A 19,282-nucleotide genomic window follows, 5' to 3' on the forward strand; every position below is an offset into this window, starting at 1 on the left:
ATCGAGCTGAAAGGTGGAAAATAGACAATGAATGACAAAATGAAAGGGCTGATCGTCGGGTTGACGATCGGTTCCCTGTTGAGCGGGACCGCTGCATTTGCAGCAGGCAGCCAAATTGAAGTTGCCTTCCGAAATCTCAAGTATATGTTCGATGGCGTGGAAAAAGCACCCGCAGAAGGAAAAGGATTTATTTATGAGGGCTCCACTTACGTTCCGCTGCGTTTTGTCAGCGAAGCGTTGGGAAAACCCGTGGAATGGGATGAAGCGAACGAAACGATCTGGGTCGGCAAAAACCCGAGCCATGTGGCAGCGACGTACAAAGGCGGACAAGTGACGGAAGGCGAACTGGACAAGTTCATCGCCGTGCTGGCCTTCCTGCAGCCGCAAGGCGCCGGGGATGCAAACGACCGCAGCTACCGGGAGTATATGGTCAAGCAATTGATTCAGTTGAAAATTTGGGCAAGCAAAGCTTCCGAAGCGGAAGCCGCCGACGCCAAGACAGAAGCGGATAAGCAAATTGCCCTTTGGAAAACCAAGGAATCCGAACAGCAAATTCTTGATTCGCTAACCGCTGCGAAGCTGACCGAAGCGGATGTAAGCGGCTTTTTGACGACTCATTTCACCGCGCAAAACGCCGCTGCTTCCAGTATCTCAGATGCGGAGGCAAAAGCCAAGTTTGACGCAAATTTGGCCGCCGACAAGGATATGTATACGACGGTCTCCGTCCGCCATATCCTGATCGCGACGACCGATATGAGCAGTCCTGAGCGGAAAGCGCTGCGCACGAAGGAAGAAGCGCTCGCCCGCGCCAAGGAAGTGCAGCAAAAACTGAAGAACGGCGGCGACTTCGCCGCGCTGGCCAAGGAATACTCCGACGACCCCGGCTCCAAAAACAAAGGAGGGTTGTACGAGAACGCGCCGGTGAGCGGCTGGGTGGCGAACTTTAAAAAAGCGGCCCTCGAGTTGGAAGTCGGCAAGCTCAGCGAACCGGTCGAGAGCGAATACGGCTACCACGTCATGAAAGTGGAAGCGCGGAAAGTCAAAACATTCGACGACGTGAAAGCCGATCTTCGCAAACAATTGGCCAATGAAAAAATGCAGCAGTTTGCCCAAAAAGAACTCCCCGCGCTGATTGAAAAGATCGATTTAAGTCAATAAATGGTGTACAATGGATGTTTGACAAGTATACAAGTTGAAGGATGGATTACAGCATGTTTTTTGCAAAAGATTGGGCCGATTACGAACTCCTCGACACCGGCGGAGGCGAGAAACTGGAGCGCTGGGGCACTTACGTGTTGAGAAGGCCGGACCCGCAAATCATCTGGCCTTTGGAAAATGAAACGAAGTCCTGGCTGCAGGCGGACGCCCATTATCACCGCAGCTCCAGCGGAGGCGGACAATGGGAGAACCGCACCGAGCTGCCCGAGCGCTGGACGATTACATACGACCAGAAGCTGACGTTCTACATCAAGCCGACCGGTTTCAAGCATACGGGCTTGTTTCCCGAGCAGGCGGTCAACTGGAAATGGATGATCGAGAAAATTCAAGGCGCAGGCCGCCCGATCAAGGTGCTGAACCTGTTCGCCTACACGGGCGGCGCCTCCCTCGCTTGCGCATATGCGGGCGCCGAGGTATGCCACGTCGACGCCTCCAAAGGCGTCGTGCAGTGGGCGAAGGAGAACCTGCACCTCTCCGGACTCGGCAGCCGCCCCGTTCGGTTCATTACGGACGACGTATTCAAATTCGTGCAGCGGGAGCAGCGCCGGGGCAGCAAATACGATGCCATCATTATGGACCCGCCATCCTACGGGCGCGGGCCGAACGGCGAAACGTGGAAGCTGGAGGACGATCTGTTCCCGTTCATCCAGACGTGCATGTCGATTTTGACGGACAAGCCGCTTTTTATGCTCGTGAATTCCTACACGACCGGCATTTCCGCAACCGTGCTGCACAACATTTTGACGATGGCGATGAAGCAGAGGCACGGCGGTACGATTTCCAGCGGCGAAATCGGCCTGCCTATCACCCATTCCGGGCTCATGCTGCCCTGCGGCATCCTCGGACGCTGGGAGGCGTGAGCCGTTGGCCGGACCGATCGAAGAAGCGGACGCTGCGCAAATTCCGATTCTGTATGAAGACAACCACGTGCTCGTCGTGGTGAAGCCCGTCAATATGCCGACGCAGGAGGACGACTCGCGCGACCTGGATTTGCTCAGAACGCTGAAGGCCGACCTGAAGCGCCGCCACAACAAGCCGGGCAACGTGTACCTCGGTCTCGTGCACCGGCTTGACCGTCCCGTTGGCGGCGTCATGGTATTCGCCAAAACGTCAAAAGCCGCGTCCCGGTTATCGGACGCGGTGCGGACCCGGCAGCTCGACAAGACGTACGTCGCTGTCGTGCACGGCACGCCGCCAGTTCCGCAGGCTACGCTGCGGCACTGGCTGCGCAAAGACACGCGGACGAATACCGTCAGCGTGGTCAAACAAGGCCAGCCGGACGCCAAGGAGGCCGTGCTGGACTACAGGCTGCTCGGCAGCCGGGACGGTTTCAGCTTGATCCGGATCAAGCTGCTCACCGGGCGGCCGCACCAGATCCGCGTCCAGCTCGCGGCGGCGGGCTGCCCGCTGTACGGCGACCAGCGCTATGGCGCCGCCGTGAACAAGCCCGGCCAGCAGCTTGCGCTCTGGTCGACGGAGCTTGCCTTTGAGCATCCGACGCTCAAAAAGACGCTGCGCTTCCGCTCGCTGCCGCCGGACGAGCGGCCGTGGCGGGAGTTTGTAAGCCTCTTCTCAGAGGACTAGCTTGCGTACTCCCGCCCTGCACCTGCCTGCGCGTGCGGCGTCAGCCGGCGACTTTGCCGAGCAAATAAATGAGCAGTTTCTGATTATGGGCGGAAACGCGGCTAAGGTAAGAATCCAGCATTTCTTCGCGGATTCGAATCCCTCTCGCGCATTCCGCCTTTCCTTTGTCCGTCACGTTGACCCATACGATCCGGCGGTCATGCTCATCCCGCTCGCGTACGATCAACTCGTTTTTTTCCATCCGGTCCAGAAGCGTCGTTACGGCGGCCGGCGTCGTCGCCAAATGCTCGATCAGGTCGGACGGCTTCATGCGCTCGCTGTTCAAAAGCAGTTCCAACACATTCAGTTGTCCTTCCGTCAACGTCGGCGAAAGCCCTGTCTCCATTTGCGTCTTCAACTCTTTTGACAGCCTCACCCATAATTTCCCGAATTCCTCTGAATACACAGTCATCAACTCGCTTCCTAAAAAGCCCCTGATTTCAGTATACCATGATGTGAAAACGGTTTAAAGGTTAACGGCATTAATATTTTCAGACAATGTCCGCGCGCTCCCTTGAGACATGCTGTCGAAAACGATTGAAATATCGGCGATCTGCGCCGCGGTTAACATAATGGCTGACTCCGACATATACTGAGACGTAAGGCAAGAGTAGGCATCCGTCTACTCCCGTTGTTATTTGCTACCGCGAAAAGGAGTGATTCAGGGTGGAAGCTTGGAAACAGGAAATTGGCAAAAAGGCGCTGGATGCCGGTCTAATTAAAGACCCACAGTGGCTGGATCGATTGGATGAACCGATGCCGCTGTGGGTCGTGTTGGAAGTGGCGTTTCAGCTTATCGAAAAGCTGGATCCGCCCACTGTCAGCTATGACTGAGAAATTTCGGCAGCGCGCCGAACCTGAGCCGCTACAGCGGCGCTCTTAACAAATCGATGATCGCATCCGTTTTCGTCACAGGCACAAGCTGCTTGCCCGTCGATTTGCGGTCTTCCAGAGGCGCGGTTTCCGTGGAAAAGCGCACTTTCTCACCGCTGCTCATCAAAGCTGTGACAACGTAATCCATCTTGACGATAAACGTGCGGACCAAGGCCGTGCCGTTCGGTCTGACCCGCTTGCCCTCCTTGAATTCGAAGGTCGGAATGCCTTTGCCTCCGCGTCCTTGCAGCGGATAATCCACGACCAGGGAACGTTTGGCGTAACCGAGGTCGGAGATGACAAGCACCTCTCCCTCATCGCCATATATCCATTCCGCCGAGACGACTTCATCGTCTTGCTTGAGCTGTATGCCGCGCACGCCAGCGGCCGAGCGGCCCATCGGGTTCACTTCCTCTTCGCGGAAGCGGATGCTCATTCCCTGCTTGGTGACAAGCAGTATTTCCTTCGTATTGTCGCTCAGATGAACCTGCAGCACTTCATCCTGCTCATTCAGCTTGCAGGCTACGATACCGTTCGAGCGGTTCGTCATGTACTCCTTCAGTTCCGTCCGTTTGACCTGTCCTTTGCGCGTTACGAAGACGAGCGATTTGCCCGGGTCGTCGAATCCTTTCACCGGAATCACGCTGACGATCCGGTCTTCCTTGGAAGTCGGAATGACGTTGACAATCGCCGTCCCGTTCTCCTTCCACTTGTACTCCGGCACCTGATGGACAGGCAGCAGGAAGTACTGTCCTTTTTGCGTAAAAATGAGCAGGCTTTCGATCGTATTCACGTCAAGCAGGAAGCGGACGTAATCGCCTTCCTTCAGTCCTGTGCTTTCCAGCTCGCCGCCGGAGCGCGTGAACGACAGCTTGCTTGTCCGCTTCAAATATCCTTCGTTCGACAGCGTCACGAACACGTCCTCCGGAGTGACCATCACTTCCAGATTGACCTTCAGCTCTTCCACTTCGCCCTGAATCTCGGAGCGGCGGTCGATGCCGTATTTTTTGCGGATATCGCCGATTTCGTCCTTGATCACGCCCAGCAATTTTTTCAGGCTGCCCAAAATGCCGCGCAAATACGCGATCGTTTTTTCCACATCGCGAAGCTCTTTTTCCAGCGCTGTAATTTCCAGATTCGTCAAACGGTATAATTGCAGGACGAGAATCGCGTCCGCCTGCCGCTCCGTAAATCCGAACTGGGCCACGAGGTTGTTTTGCGCATCCTGGCGGTTTTTGGAAGCCTTGATGGCGGCAATGACCTCGTCGAGGATGTTCAGCGCCTTCACGAGCCCTTCCAGCACATGAGCGCGGTCTTCGGCTTTCTCCAGCTCATACTGCGAGCGGTGCGTGACGACTTCCTTCTGGTGCTCGATATACGCCGCCAGCATTTCCTTAATGCCGAGCTGGCGAGGCGCTTTATTGACGATCGCGACCATATTGAAATTGTAGGTCACTTGCAGATCGGTTTTTTTCAGCAAATAAGCGAGAATGCCCTGCGCATCCGCATCTTTTTTCAGCTCGACGACGATTCTCAGCCCGTTGCGACCGCTTTCGTCGCGCACCTCGGCGATGCCTTCGACCTTTTTCTCCAGACGGATGTTCTCCATCGCCGTAACAAGCCGGGATTTCACCACTTGATACGGAATTTCCGTAATAACGATCTGCTGTTTGCCGCCGCGCAAATCCTCGATCGCGGTTTTGGAGCGGACATAAATGCGCCCCTTCCCGGTGCGGTACGCTTCGCGGATGCCTTCCTCGCCCATAATGATGCCGCCCGTCGGGAAATCCGGGCCTTTGACGATGCCCATCAATTCCTCGATCGTAATGTCCGGCTTATCGATCATGGCGATGCAGGCGTCGATCACTTCGCGCAAATTGTGCGTCGGAATTTCCGTGGCGAAGCCAGACGAAATGCCGCTGACCCCGTTCACCAGCAGATTGGGATAACGGGCGGGGAGTACGACCGGCTCCTTCGTCGAATTGTCGAAGTTGTCCTTGAACAAAACCGTCCGCTTCTCGATATCGCGCAGCAGTTCCATCGCGATCTCCGACAATCGCGCTTCCGTGTAGCGCATCGCCGCCGCCGGATCGTCGTCCAGCGAACCCCAGTTGCCGTGGCCGTCGATGAGCGTATGGCCCATCTTCCATGGCTGCGCCATCCGCACCATGCCCTCGTAAATCGAGGAATCGCCGTGAGGATGGTAGTTCCCCATCACGTCGCCGACGGTTTTGGCCGATTTGCGGTACGGCTTGTCCGGCGTATTGCCCGCATCGTACATCGCGTACAAAATGCGCCGCTGCACGGGCTTCAGCCCATCGCGGACATCGGGAATCGCACGGTCCTGAATAATATATTTGGAGTACCTGCCGAAGCGGTCGCCGACGACCTCTTCCAAAAACGCAGGCAAAAACTGTTCTAATGTGCTCAACGCTCGGTCACCACTCTTTATGATCTATACGGAAATCGGCGCGATTCGCAGCCGCTCCCGTCTTACTCTTCGAATTCGGTAAAATCGACATTCTCGATGATCCATCGCTTGCGCGGGTCGACTTTGTCGCCCATGAGCGTCGATACCCGCCGCTCCGCTTTCGCGGCATCCTCGATCTGAACTTGCAGCAGCGTGCGCGACTCGGGATTCATCGTCGTTTCCCACAGCTGCTCCGGATTCATCTCACCGAGACCTTTGTAGCGCTGAAGCTCGCTGTTTTTGCCGAGCTCCTTCATGACGGTCTGCAGCTGCTCGTCGGTCCAGGCATAGCGCTGCGCCGCGCTTTTGCCGCCTTTTTTGGTCACCTTGTAAAGCGGAGGCTGGGCGATATACACTCTTCCCGTATCGATCAGCGGCTTCATATACCGGTAAAAGAACGTCAGCAGCAGCACTTGAATGTGCGCGCCGTCCGTATCGGCGTCCGTCATAATAATGATTTTGCCGTAATTCGATTCTTCAGGATCAAATTCCGGGCCGATCCCCGCTCCGATGGCGGAAATGATCGCCTTGTACTCATCGTTTTTCATCACATCGAGAAGCTTGGCTTTCTCGGGATTCATCGGCTTGCCCTTTAGAGGCAGTATCGCCTGATGCTTGGAATCGCGTCCCTGCTTGGCCGATCCTCCTGCCGAATCCCCTTCCACGATGAACAGCTCGTTGCGTTCAAAATCTTTCGACTGCGCCGGCGTCAGCTTGCCGTTCAGGTTCGAGCTCTCGCTCTTCCCCTTCTTGCCGCTGCGGATTTCTTCGCGCGCTTTGCGCGCCGCTTCACGGGCTTTGGCGGCTTGCACCGCTTTCTTCAGCATCATCTGCGCGACCTGCGGGTTTTCCTCCAGGAAAACCGCCATTTTATCCGCGACGACCGCGTCCACCGCGCTGCGCGCTGCGGCGCTGCCGAGCTGGTCTTTCGTCTGGCCGACGAATTCGACATCGCCCATCTTGATGTTGATAACGGCCATCATTCCTTCACGCAGGTCCGTACCGTCCAAATTTTTCTCTTTTTCCTTGAGCAGCCCCGCTTTGCGGGCGTATTCATTCATCACGCGCGTGTAAGCGGTCTTGAAGCCGGTTTCGTGCGTGCCGCCGCCGCGCGTCGGAATCGAGTTGACAAACGAAGCGATCGTTTCCGTATAGCCGTCGTTGTACTGCAGCGCAACCTCGACTTCGATCTCATCCTTCTCCGCCGCGAAGTGAATCACCTCATGCAGCACCGTCTTCTCTTCGTTCAAAAACTGCACGAACTGGCTCGCGCCGCCCTCGTACTGGAACGTCTCCTGCTTGTCGGTTCTTTCATCCTTCAAATTCACCTGCAAGCCCGAGTTCAAAAACGCGATCTCCTGCAAACGCTCGGCAATCGTATCATAGTTGACCGCGGTTCCGCCCTGGAACACCCGCTTGTCCGGCTTGAACGTGATCTTCGTTCCCGTGCGGTTCGTATTGCCGGTCACGATCAAGCCGGTAACCGGCTCGCCCACATGCTCGACACCGGCATCGTCGACCCAATACTCGAACCGCTGCTTATGGATTTTGCCGTCGCGGTAAATTTCCACTTCCAGCCACTCGGACAGCGCGTTCGTCACGGAAGCGCCCACGCCGTGAAGCCCGCCCGACTTCTTGTAGCCCGCTCCGCCGAACTTGCCTCCTGCATGCAGCATCGTAAATACGACCTGCGGCGTAGGAATTCCCGTTTTGTGCATCCCGGTAGGAATGCCCCTGCCGTTGTCATGCACCGTAACGGATTGATCCTTATGTATCGTTACATGGATCTTGGAACAATGCTTGGCGAGATGCTCGTCAACCGCGTTATCCACGATCTCCCAAATCAAATGATGCAGGCCCGACGAGCTGGTGCTGCCGATGTACATCCCCGGCCTTTTGCGCACCGCAACGAGTCCTTCCAGCACCTGAATATCATCCGCGCCATAATCCGACGCCGGGGCGCTCTGATTTGTCATTATATCTAGCTGCTCGGTCATCGAAGCCCTCCTTCATGTTTTTCCGTCAAAATAGTTCGTCAGCATTAATTCAATACATCTTTTCGCGTGAATACGGTAAATGAAACGATCAGGGAAGCAATCGCCCAGACGCTTAGTACGGTAAGCGAGAAAGCCAAATCCATCCCTTTTATCGGAGGAAGCGATCCTGTCAAATAATCGGTTAACTCCAGATTAACCATGAATAAATATTTGGCCGTTTCCCATGATGATACCATATTGGAAAGAATGGTGCCGGAAATAAGTACAGCCAGCATGACACCCATACCTGCCGCCGTTGAACGGATCAGCACGGACAGCATAAGCGACATCAAAGCGACGACCAGGGACGAGAACCAGACAAGCCCGAACTCCATCAACAGAAAGAACCATTGGTCGACCGCCCTGACAAGGCTGAAATCCACATTCGAACCGCTGAGCTGAATCCCGATAAAAACCGGCAGCGACCATCCATTGTAGCCGAAAACAACCCCGGAAATCAAATAGCACAGCACGCCCGTTGCCAAAACAGTCAGCGATGTAAAGAAGACGACGGTGATTAACTTACTCAATAGGATTTTCCAACGCCTTACCGGTCTTGTCAACAATAATTTAATCGTCCCCGTAGAATGCTCCGATGATACGATGTCCGCGGAAATGACCATAATGATCAGCGGAATGAACAATCCGACCGCATTTTTAACAAATTCGCGGGTAAAAGTGACCGCATTGGGCGAGTTAGGGTCTACATTTTTTTCCAAATAATAATTGGCGACCTGAATCTGCACCTTGAGCTGCTGCTTCCACTCGTCCGGCGTGCGGGCGCTGCTCAGCCGCTTTTCCCAATCGGCGATTTTTTGCCGCTGGTCCGCTCTCCAATCGGTAGTGCCGAACTGCTTCTGCGTATTTTCGGCAACGCGCATTTGCGCATACGTAAACATCGGAATCAATGCCAGTAAAATGAGGATGATGACGTAAAACCGTTTCTTTTTGATCATCTTGATGCATTCGTTTTTGACCAGCGCATACATGCTACTCAATTCTTTCACCCTCCGTCAGGCTCAAGAACAAATCTTCGAGCGTAGGATTTTTGATTTCTACGGAATAAAGGCTGATTCCTGCTTGAATGAGTTCACGGCTAAGCTGGGGAACGTCCTCTTGATTCATCTGCACGGCGATGAACTTCATGCCGTCGCCCGCTTCCTGGCCTTCCGGCGACGCGTTTTCCTCGATCGCTTGCACCAAGGGCGAAGCGGCAAAAATCCGCTCGGCCGCATCTCCCGGACGAACCGTCCACACCACCTTGCCGCCCTGCGCGACCAAGTCTTCGACGGACCCTACTTTGATCACTTGACCATGGCTGATGATCGCCACTCTATCGCACATTTGCTGAATTTCACTCAGCAGATGGCTCGAAACGAACAGGCTCAGGCCGCCTTCCGCCAACCGCTTGATGAACTCTCTCATTTCCTTGATCCCCTGCGGGTCCAGGCCATTCGTAGGCTCGTCCAAAATAAGCAGGCTCGGACGGCCAAGAAGCGCCTGGGCGATGCCGAGACGCTGGCGCATGCCCAGCGAGTACGTGCGCACCTTGTCGTGAATGCGCTGATCCATGCTGACAATTTCCACGACCTCGGCAATCCGTTTTTTATCCACATCAGGCAGCATCCCCGCGAAATGCTCCAGGTTTTCCCAGCCCGTCAAATACGGGTAAAGCTCCGGATTTTCGACAATGCAGCCGACATGCCGCAGCGCCTGATCGTGCTCCTTGTGGACATCGTAACCGCAAATTTGAATCGAGCCTTCCGTCGGACGGATCAAATCGACCAGCATGCGTATCGTCGTCGTTTTGCCTGAACCGTTAGGCCCCAAAAAGCCGAAAATTTCTCCGGCATATACGTCAAAGGATATCCCTTTTATGATCTCTTTATTTTTAATCCGTTTTTTTACGTTTTTCACAGACAATACCGTATTTGGACCAGGCGTCATTTCCCGTTCATCCCCCTACTTCAAAATTTGCACAATGCGGTCGGCAATACGATCGTAACCGTCCCCATTCGGATGAAAATGATCGGCTGAAGAAATATATTTGAGCAAGTTTTGCTCGAACAGGTCATATGTAGGCACAAGCACCATATTTTTGTATCGGTTCGTCATCTCAAACACATTGTTGTTCCACTTCTGGACAATCAGCGAGCCTTTCCGTTCCGGATCCAGATCGAGAAAAGGATGATACAAACCGACGTAGAGCATAACGGCGTTCGGATTCGTTTTATGGATGGCTTCTACGATGCCGTTCATTCTGTCCAGCGCGGGACCTACTCTTGCTGCCGCCGCTTCCGGGTTGAACTCCTGCGGATCTTCGGAGAAAATCCCGTTCCCTCCGTCAAAAAGGTCATTGCCGCCTATCGTCAGCAGCACGATATCCGCTTGCGCGATCGCATCCTGCGTCTTTTTCAATTCCAAATCTTTCAGCAGTTGGCCGCTCCTATATCCTGGAATCGCCAGATTGTTCAATACAAAAACAGGCTTGCCGCTCTGCTGTTCCAGCTTCTCGCGAACGCGGCCGACATAGCCCTTGCCCGTATTGTCGCCTGTTCCGGCAGTCAATGAATCCCCCAGAGCGACGATCTGCAGTTTGTTTTTGGAGTCGATATACGTTTCCTTGCCGCTTTGCGGCGCAGAGATCGCATATTCGCTTGAGCCCGCTTTCGGAAACAAAATTTGATTAACCGCATAAATAAAGCCGACAACAAAAACGACCGTTGCTATCGTGGCCGAAAGCCCTACAATCCCCCAAATCCATCTGGATGATTTCAAAAAAAGTCCCTCCTGCGAATAAATGGCTTATTTCACTCTAAGAGTAAAGCTTCTTGCCGCATTTTGCAAACTTCTGCCAAGAGCGACAAAACCCTCTCTGCCGGGACAGAGAGGGTTTACGCGAAGCAGCTTAATGCACGCCGCCCGATGCATATTCAGTTCCGCAAGGCCCCCCGGCTTCATTGATTTCCAGCCGTATCTCGGAGCCGTCGTGCCTATAGATCGGGTAGTACCAATGAGCGATTTTTTGCGCTGAGATGCCTGTATAGTGACAAATAAACGCCCGGCGGAAGCGGTCCTGCGACGTATTCGGGTACGATCCGTGAATCATGCTGCCGTTAAAAAACAGCACATCCCCCGCCTCCAAACTCAGCGGGATCGCTTGACGCCCTTCCGGCACGTCCACCTCTTCCTTCGTGAAGGACTGCTTCGGATCGGCATCGTGCGGGCATAACACGTCTAGCGTGTTCGTTTGCGGGACGACGAACAATCCCCCGTTCTCTTCGTCTGCGGCATCCACGGCAGTCCATGCGGCTATGCATGTGCCCGGCTCCACCTGCAAATAAAAGTTGTCCTGATGCAGCGCCTGCCCCTTCGCGCCCGGAGGCTTGAAATAAAACATGCTTTGCGCGGCAATCGGTTCTTCCTTCAGCAAATCCGCTAAAATATTCATGACTCTCGGATCAAGCATGTATGCCATCGAAAGATCGTCGACCTTGTGCGGATGCATCATCCGCGGGTACATTTTCAAAATATCGTTCCCCGCTTCCTCGCGCGAAACCGGTTCAAAACAGCCGGGAATCGGCCCCGCAGCATGCAGCTTCATAAAATGGTCCCGCAGCTTCTCCGCTTCCCCCGCAAAAAGCCCTCTTACAACCACATAACCTTCCCGATAAAATTGCTCCACCTGGTCTGGTGTCAACACGCCTCCAAGAGCTTTAGATTCCAAATTTAAAGCCTCCATTCCTTGTTGTCATTGTGTTTTTCACAATTCTATTTTAAAATAAAAACGCCAAAGGAGGAATGCATACAATGGCTAATAACCTTGATGATTCTGCTATTCATAAAGAAACACCGAGCCCTTCCCCCGGCGTTTTCGTAGCCGGACATTTCAAGGAACAGCCGGGCTACCTCGTTCATCGTTCCGGCGGCACCAGAGACTGGCTGCTCACCTACACCTTGGCGGGAACCGGCGCTTTTCAAATCAACCAAACTACGTACACCGTCCAAGAAGGCGATATCGTGATGTTGACGCCCGGAACTCCTCATCACTACTACACCCCACAGGATACCGTATGGGAATTTATGTGGGTTCATTTCATTCCGTCGCCATCGTGGTCATCGCTGCTGCGCCTTCCTCAAGCCGCCAAAGGGCTGCTTTTCGTCCAGTTGGAGCTAAAGCGGATACGTGAACGCATCGCCGCCGCCTTTCAAAGATTGCTCCAAGACAGCTTGGAAACGGAAGCCGGAACACTCCGCATGCAGCTGTCCATGAATGCGCTCGAAGAAATGGTGCTGCTCCTTGCTCAGGCAAACGGTTCCGGCAATAATCGGGTGCTTGATCCCCGTGTAACGCAAGTGATGGACCTGCTGAACCTGCAAATGAGCGAACCGCACACCATTGAATCTCTTGCAGCAAAAGTCGCGCTTTCCCCATCCCGGCTATCCCATCTTTTCAAAGAACAGGTAGGAGAATCCATTATGGAAACTTTGCAAAAAATCAGACTGCGCCACGCAGCACGCCTTCTGGAGTACACAACCCGGCAAATATCGGACATCGCAGGAGATGTAGGCTATCGCGATCCCTACTACTTCACCAAATTGTTCACAGGACTCTACGGAAAAAGCCCCACCAAATATCGAACCAACCTGCACAAGCGCGGCTAATAACTTAGAGGCTCCAGCCGCGCTCTCGTCCATCCATCTCACCAGCTACCTTATTCCCACTATCCCTTTTGCTCAGGCTCGTCGATTTGGTGCTTCTCTCACACTGCCACGTTCTCGCCAGCTGCCCTTATTTCCACTATCCCTTTTGCTCAGGCTCATCAATTTGGTGCTTCTCTCACACTGCCGCGTTCCCACCAGTTCCCCCTTATTTCCACTATCCCTTCTACTCAGGCTCAGTAATGGCTTGCTTTCGCCCCAAACTGCATTAGCAAGTCTGCTTGCAACTTTCCTGCTTGATCGGCTGTACTTACTTCACTGTCAAACTTCCTCATGAACGAAGGGGATAGTGGTCATAAGCGTCATCAAAAGATATAGCGCTCTGGATTGCCCATATTTTTCCATATCATTGTAATTCAGAAAGTCTCGCACCTTTTTCTCACCTCATAATATATAACCCCTAACGCATAACCGGCACATTGCGCGCAAAAGCTTGCTAAAATACATCTTTTTCGCTCCTTCATGCGCTTGTCTAAGATTATTCCTGCAATTCCGCAGGTTTTACCGCTCAAACTCCAGCTCAGCCCGGTCTCTCAAGCCGCTTTACACACGACTGACTTTCTTCGGCGATAAAACCGTATAAAAAAACTGCCCGATCGCCAAAGCAACCGGGCAGCATTAAGAAGTGTTAACCTGCATCCTGTAAAAATTTGTACTGGGCCTGGATAAGGCCGTAATATATTTTTCGCTCGTTCATCAATTCATCGTGATTGCCGCTTTCCATCATTCGGCCGTGGTCGAGGACGATGATTTTGTCGGCATTGCGAATGGTCGAGAGTCGGTGCGCGACGATGAACGACGTTCTTCCGGCGAGCAAGGTTTTGAGCGCTTCCTGGATTTTGAGCTCGGTTTCCGTATCGATGCTTGCCGTCGCTTCATCGAGAATAAGTATGCGCGGGTTCGCCAGCAATGCGCGAGCGAAGGAAATCAGTTGCCTTTGCCCCATGGAGAGCACGTTGCCCCGTTCCTGGACTTCGGTTTCATAGCCTTGAGGCAAAGCCGCTATAAAATCGTGCGCGTGGACGGCTTTAGCCGCTCTTTCCACTTCTTCATCCGTAGCGTCCAGCCGTCCGAAGCGGATGTTGTCGCGGATCGTGCCGGAGAAAATAAACGTATCCTGCAGCACGATGCCGACCTGGGAACGCAAGCTTTGGATCGTTACTTCGCGGATATCCTGCCCGTCGATAAGAACGCGGCCCTCCACCGGATCGTAAAACCGGCACAGCAAGTTCATGATCGTGCTTTTTCCCGATCCGGTATGGCCTACAAGCGCAATCGACTGGCCCGCTTTTACATCCAGGTTGATGCCTTTCAAAGCAGGTCTGCCGGGCTCATATTCGAACACCAAATTTTCGAATTTCACGTTTCCGGCAATGTCCGGCAGTTCTTTGGCGCCGGGAAGTTCCGCTACGGAAGGCTTTTCATCGATATATTCGAAGATTCGCTCGGAAGAGGCCATTGCCACCAACAGTTGGGAATACATTTGTCCCAAGCGGGTAATCGGCTCCCAAAAATATCCGATGTACGTTGCGAAAGCGACCAATAAGCCTACCGAGATTTCTTTGGATTGAATCATGTGGGCGCCCAGCCAAAACAAGATGCAGTAGCCGATCGCTCCCGTAATTTCGATAATCGGCCCGAAGCTTTGATTCAGCATTGAGGCGCGGTTCCACGATAGGCGGTTCACCATGTTCATGTTACGAAAAAAGTTAATATTTTCTTTTTCCTGCGTATACGCCTGGGTAACCCGAATGCCTTGAATGCATTCGTTCAAATGCGAGTTTAAACGCGACTGCTTGATCGTGACATCCTGCCACGCCCGGCGGATTTTCAGGCGCAATTTGGTCGAAATGAGAAACATCAGAGGGACGGTTACGATGATCGCCGCGCCCAATTTGAAATTATAAGAAAGCAGAATGATCATAATGCCGCAAAGCTGAACGCAGTCGATCAGCAAATTGACGACGCCGTTCGTGAACAGATCCTGCAAAGAGTTCACGTAATTCGTCACCCGAACCAAAACCGAGCCCGCAGGACGCGTGTCGAAAAAGCGAAACGAAAGCTTTTGGATATGGCTGAACAGATCGTGCCGGAGATCGTAGATGACGCGCTGGCCGATCATATTCGTGTAACGGATCCGGTACGTGTTGGCGACCCACTGCACGATATAAACACCGAACATAATGCCCATCAAGATGAATAAAAGCTGGCCGTCCTTCGGCGTGATCGCGCGGTCGATCGCATATTTAATAAGCAGCGGCACCGTCAGCTTCGTCAATGCGCCCACAAACATCATCACGATGATGATCGGCAAAAATTGCTTCGCGTAAGGCTTCATGTAACCGAATAGACGTCTAAGCTGGTTCCAGTCAAACGGCTTGTCGATCAGCTCGTCATCCTGATATACGAATCGCTGTCCGGACTGCGAATCTTCCGGCTGAGAGGAATTTCCGGCTTGCTTGGAAAAAGTGCTCAATGCGCCAACCTTCTTTCTAAAGAAGATGAATAGCCGTCTGCCTCCGCGCGCCCTTCCGTGCCTGGCTGATCCGCATACTGGATCCGGTAAGTTTGACGGTAAAGGCCCTCCTGCGCCAAAAGCTCCTGATGCGTTCCTCTTTGTACGATCCGGCCTTGATCCATGACGATAATTTCGTCCGCATGCTTCAGCGAAGAGATCCGGTGAGCAATAATAAACGTCGTACGGCCCTGCATGACTTCTTTGAATCCGGCCTGGATTTCATGCTCTGTTTCCATATCGACAGCGCTCGTCGCGTCATCGAGAATAAGAATTTTCGGATCTTTCAGCAGCGCCCTCGCGATTGCGATCCGCTGTTTTTGCCCGCCGGATAAGCCGAGGCCGCGCTCGCCGACAATCGTATCGTAGCCAAGCGGCAGCTCCATAATAAAATCGTGGGCTTTGGCCAGCTTGGCCGCGCGGATGATTTCTTCCATGCTCACGTTTTTGCGCCCGTAAGCGATGTTGTTGCGGATTGTAGAGGAAAACAAGAACGTTTCCTGAAAAACCGCCGCAATTTGGCTGCGCAGGCTTTCTACCTGGATGTTGCGAACATCCTTGCCATCGAAGGTGATATGTCCTTCCTTGACATTGTAAGCTCTCATCAACAGGCTGACCACCGTCGTCTTACCGGAGCCCGTGCTGCCCAGCAGTCCGATTACGGAGCCGGGAGGTGCATCGACGGAGAAATCGTACAGCGCCGGCTGTTTTTCGGGATAGGCGAAAGTAACCCGGTCAAAGCGAACATGGCCGCGAACTTTCGTTTCAGCCAGCGAAACGGCTTCCTGCTGATCTTTTACGTGTATGTACTGATGAAGAATTTCCAAAATCTTTTCGCCGGAAGCTTTCGTTTGAGTAAAGTTATTGATATGAAAGCCGAGTCCCCACATCGGGCCGATAATGTACCAAATGATGCTGAAGCACGCGACCAATTCGCCGAGCGTAATCGTTTCCTGAATGACCATGTAGCCGCCGGCTCCGAGTAAAAGAACGACGCTCAAGTTCGCCAAAATTTCCATGACGGGAAAATATTTGGCCCATATGTGCGACGTTTCCACGTTCATTGCCCTGTATTCTTCGTTATGAGTCGAGAACTTTTTTACTTCATGGGGCTCGCGGGCAAAAGATTTTACCGTGCGGACTCCCGTAATATTTTCCTGAACGGCCGTCGTCATCGTTCCCAGCGACTTGCGCACCAGACGAAACGCGGGATGAATCTTGCCTTCGAAACGAACTGCTGTAAAAACGAGGAAAGGCATGGAAACCATGGTGATGAGCGTCAGCTGCCAATTGATCGAAAACATCATGGCCATGCCGAAAATCAGCATCAAAAAGACGTTCAAAATTTGCGCGAAGCCAAAGCCGATAAAGTTCCGAATCGCTTCCAGATCCGCTGTCAGACGCGACATCAAGTCCCCGGTACGCGCCTGATCGTAATACTGAAACGACAAGTACTGCAGCTTGTTGTAAAGCGCGTTGCGCATATGGAACGCAACCCGATTTCCGAGCCTTCCTCCGCAAAGGCCGTGCAAAAACTGAAACATGCCTTTCAAAGTTACGACGCCAACGACAAAAAGCGACAGCTTCGGCACCAAGTCGAACCTTTGTTTCGTAATTACATCGTCGATCAAATAGCGAAGCAAATTCGGATACACGAGTCCAAGCGCGGTCGCTGTAACCAGGCATAGAATCGACCCGAACAACAGCTTCTTCTCCGGCCAATAGAACTCTTTCAGTTGCCTAAAGACGTCCACTTTTAAAGCACCCTCCTCAAGAAGGAAAATTGGGAAAAGCTGAGAAAGCGTTTCAATACTTAATGAATCTTATCACCATCCCCCTATCGGAGCAACGAGAGGATAACGGGATTTATACGCTTAAACCCGCATAACTCCACAAAAACTTGCAGGAATCCATGCCATTCTTGGATATCTTTCAAATCCTAAGATATGTAAGCCCTTACATGGCAATGCACCCAAAATAACATCATATGCTCGGGATTGTGAAAAAGATCACGACATATAAATTAAAAGGACGCTGCCGCTGTGATGTGCGGAAGCGCCCTTTTTTTAATCCATCAGCTTTTTCAGCTGCTGTTGTCTGGACAATAAATCGTCCAAATCGATTTTCATTTCCAATGCGTTCAAAAGCCCTCGAACGTGCTCGTTCAGCTGTTGGGCCAGCAGCTCTTGCAGCTCTGTCAGCCATTCTTCCAACTGTCTGGAATACGCCTGGTCAAGAGCCGACGTTTGCCGTTCCATGAGCTCGGACACGGGCTCGCTGACGCGGCTTTCCAGCTCCGCTCTCAGCTTGCTTTTGCCGTCGCCTTCAAAAAACTGCTTGGCGTTTTTAAAATAACCCGTCAGCAGCTTATCCGTTACTTCGCTGGCGTCAAAAGCCGTCGTTACCGAAGGCGTGTCAAACTTGCGGGCATCGTACTCGCCGCCTGCGAAGCCTTCCACGAGCTCGGCAAGCTGCTCTCCCCAGCGCTGCGCGCGGCGGCCGGACAGGCGATTGATCGCGTTCTCGATGCGCAGCGTCGTAGCCAGCACTTCCTGGGACAGATCGAAAACGATCATCCGCTGCAGCTCGTTCCATGCCAAACGGAGCGCCAGCTTCGGATCGCGCGCTTCCTCGCGGAACGTGGAAGGGTTGAAGGCGTAATTGTACAGCTCGCCGAAGCGGTACATCGTTCTCTGCTTCACGTAGTAAAGCAGTTCCTGGATTTCTTTGCGCAATTCTTTGACGTCTGCGCCGTGATCCGCTTCCCGAAGCAGCTTGACTCCCGCTTGCTCGGCCTGCTGGAGCTTGTCGATTTGCCGTTTGCGCTGTTCCTCCCCGGATTTGGCGCTTTCCAGCCATTGCTGCATCGTTTGAACCGCACGTTCCAGCTCAAGGTTAGCCGAATGAATGGCAACGTCGCTCAATTCGCCCAACGTAAACTGCAGGAAATCGTTCTCGAACGGACGAATGCCGGATTGGGCGACAAGCGCGGAATCTCCCGCTACTTTGCCCTCGGCGGCCAAATAGCTTGAAATCGGATAAATGCGCGGATTGCGGATGCCGTGCCGGAGCAAATTCGTCTCCACGTGCTTGACTACGCCGTCCAGCTCCTCCTCGCTTGCCGCAAGGTCGGCGGCGTTGACGATAAAAAACATTTTATCCATTTCAAAGCTGTCTTTGACGCGCCCCAACTGCAGCAGAAATTCGCGGTCCGCTTGGGAAAAAGCGTGGTTATAATAAGTGACGAAAAGAATCGCGTCCGCATTTTTGATATAGTTAAAAGCTACTCCCGTATGCCGCGCATTGATCGAATCCGCGCCAGGCGTATCAACGAAAATAATGCCTTGGTCAGTCAGCGGGTTGGAATAAAATAATTCGATAAATTCCACAAAGCACGATTTCGATTCATCGGCGACATAACCGGGAAACTCGTCTTTCGTAATCCGCAGCTCAGCGCCCAGATGGTCTTTGGCTGCCGTCCATCCTTTCTCGACGGCTTTGAGGAAGGAATAGTGCGGCTTGCCCTTGGGCGTTACGTCGGCGGGCGTCAACCCGCCGATGCGCGCGAGAGCCGAGGCCATATCGGACGCCTGGACGCCGAGCAGCTCCAGCGAGTACAAGACGTCCTGGAGGATGGCGTCGGCCGACTTCATCCTGACCTTGGCCGTACCGTGCGGCCAGCCTTCCTGCGGCGGCAGGATGCGGTTGATCGCCGCCGTCGTCGGGTTCGGCGACACCGGCAGGACGCGTTCGCCAATGAGCGCATTGGCGAACGAGGACTTGCCGGCGCTGAATGCGCCGAACAGCGCAATCGTGAACGTCCGC

15 protein-coding genes are annotated in these 19,282 nt (G+C 53.4%); 5 read left to right on the forward strand and 10 right to left on the reverse strand.

What is annotated here, in order from left to right; translation table 11 throughout:
- The first annotated feature begins 27 nt into the window (after nt 1-27).
- From AC6RNO_RS19845 to AC6RNO_RS19855, 3 genes are read left to right on the forward strand one after another with little or no spacing between them, the layout of a single operon-like run.
- The gene (locus tag AC6RNO_RS19845) at nt 28-1,158 is read left to right on the forward strand and encodes a peptidylprolyl isomerase (protein WP_497106489.1); all 1,131 of its coding nucleotides are present in this window, start codon (nt 28-30) and stop codon (nt 1,156-1,158) included.
- Between the two features lie 53 nt (nt 1,159-1,211).
- Nucleotides 1,212-2,078, forward strand: a complete 867-nt coding sequence (locus AC6RNO_RS19850) for a class I SAM-dependent methyltransferase (RefSeq protein WP_488436269.1) — start codon at nt 1,212-1,214, stop codon at nt 2,076-2,078.
- Between the two features lie 4 nt (nt 2,079-2,082).
- Nucleotides 2,083-2,802 carry a pseudouridine synthase gene (locus AC6RNO_RS19855; RefSeq protein ID WP_497106490.1) on the forward strand — a complete coding sequence of 240 codons (720 nt, stop codon included), beginning with the start codon at nt 2,083-2,085 and terminating at the stop codon, nt 2,800-2,802.
- A 40-nt stretch (nt 2,803-2,842) separates the two neighbouring features.
- On the opposite strand, the gene AC6RNO_RS19860 is transcribed toward AC6RNO_RS19855, so the two are convergent.
- Complete coding sequence (locus AC6RNO_RS19860; protein WP_474681967.1) at nt 2,843-3,253, reverse strand: MarR family winged helix-turn-helix transcriptional regulator; 411 nt, start codon at nt 3,251-3,253, stop codon at nt 2,843-2,845.
- 254 nt (nt 3,254-3,507) lie between these two features.
- On the opposite strand from AC6RNO_RS19860, the gene AC6RNO_RS19865 reads away from it, so the two are divergent.
- The gene (locus AC6RNO_RS19865; RefSeq protein ID WP_474681968.1) at nt 3,508-3,675 is read left to right on the forward strand and encodes a hypothetical protein; all 168 of its coding nucleotides are present in this window, start codon (nt 3,508-3,510) and stop codon (nt 3,673-3,675) included.
- A gap of 31 nt (nt 3,676-3,706) precedes the next feature.
- Here the strand turns inward: AC6RNO_RS19865 and gyrA are convergent, their stop codons facing one another.
- From gyrA to AC6RNO_RS19895, 6 genes are all read right to left on the reverse strand, one after another.
- Entirely contained in the window at nt 3,707-6,145 is a 2,439-nt protein-coding gene (gyrA, locus tag AC6RNO_RS19870) for a DNA gyrase subunit A (protein WP_497106491.1), read from the reverse strand.
- Between the two features lie 62 nt (nt 6,146-6,207).
- On the reverse strand, nt 6,208-8,181 hold the full coding sequence (gene parE, locus AC6RNO_RS19875) for a DNA topoisomerase IV subunit B (RefSeq protein WP_497106492.1): 1,974 nt from the start codon (nt 8,179-8,181) through the stop codon (nt 6,208-6,210).
- A 44-nt stretch (nt 8,182-8,225) separates the two neighbouring features.
- Nucleotides 8,226-9,218: a DUF2705 family protein gene (locus AC6RNO_RS19880; RefSeq protein ID WP_474681972.1), complete on the reverse strand. Its 993-nt coding sequence runs from the start codon at nt 9,216-9,218 to the stop codon at nt 8,226-8,228.
- Nucleotides 9,211-10,167, reverse strand: coding sequence for an ABC transporter ATP-binding protein (locus AC6RNO_RS19885; protein WP_488436273.1), 957 nt, complete (start codon nt 10,165-10,167; stop codon nt 9,211-9,213). The genes AC6RNO_RS19880 and AC6RNO_RS19885 overlap by 8 nt, the downstream gene beginning before the upstream one ends.
- Nucleotides 10,168-10,182: 15 nt before the next feature.
- Nucleotides 10,183-10,998 carry a GDSL-type esterase/lipase family protein gene (locus AC6RNO_RS19890; RefSeq protein ID WP_497106493.1) on the reverse strand — a complete coding sequence of 272 codons (816 nt, stop codon included), beginning with the start codon at nt 10,996-10,998 and terminating at the stop codon, nt 10,183-10,185.
- Between the two features lie 130 nt (nt 10,999-11,128).
- Nucleotides 11,129-11,947 carry a phytanoyl-CoA dioxygenase family protein gene (locus tag AC6RNO_RS19895; RefSeq protein WP_497106494.1) on the reverse strand — a complete coding sequence of 273 codons (819 nt, stop codon included), beginning with the start codon at nt 11,945-11,947 and terminating at the stop codon, nt 11,129-11,131.
- 83 nt (nt 11,948-12,030) lie between these two features.
- Between AC6RNO_RS19895 and AC6RNO_RS19900 the strand changes: the two genes are divergently transcribed.
- Complete coding sequence (locus AC6RNO_RS19900; RefSeq protein ID WP_497106495.1) at nt 12,031-12,885, forward strand: helix-turn-helix domain-containing protein; 855 nt, start codon at nt 12,031-12,033, stop codon at nt 12,883-12,885.
- Between the two features lie 685 nt (nt 12,886-13,570).
- Here the strand turns inward: AC6RNO_RS19900 and AC6RNO_RS19905 are convergent.
- From AC6RNO_RS19905 to AC6RNO_RS19915, 3 genes are all read right to left on the reverse strand, one after another.
- Nucleotides 13,571-15,418 (reverse strand): ABC transporter transmembrane domain-containing protein, encoded by a 1,848-nt coding sequence (locus AC6RNO_RS19905; protein ID WP_497106496.1) that lies wholly within the window; start codon nt 15,416-15,418, stop codon nt 13,571-13,573.
- On the reverse strand, nt 15,415-17,211 hold the full coding sequence (locus AC6RNO_RS19910; RefSeq protein WP_474681978.1) for an ABC transporter ATP-binding protein: 1,797 nt from the start codon (nt 17,209-17,211) through the stop codon (nt 15,415-15,417). The genes AC6RNO_RS19905 and AC6RNO_RS19910 overlap by 4 nt, the downstream gene beginning before the upstream one ends.
- A 312-nt stretch (nt 17,212-17,523) precedes the next feature.
- A partial coding sequence (locus AC6RNO_RS19915) for a dynamin family protein (RefSeq protein ID WP_497106497.1) occupies nt 17,524-19,282 on the reverse strand: 1,759 nt, incomplete at its 5' end.

It is taken from the genome of Paenibacillus sp. sgz302190 (genome assembly GCF_059820445.1).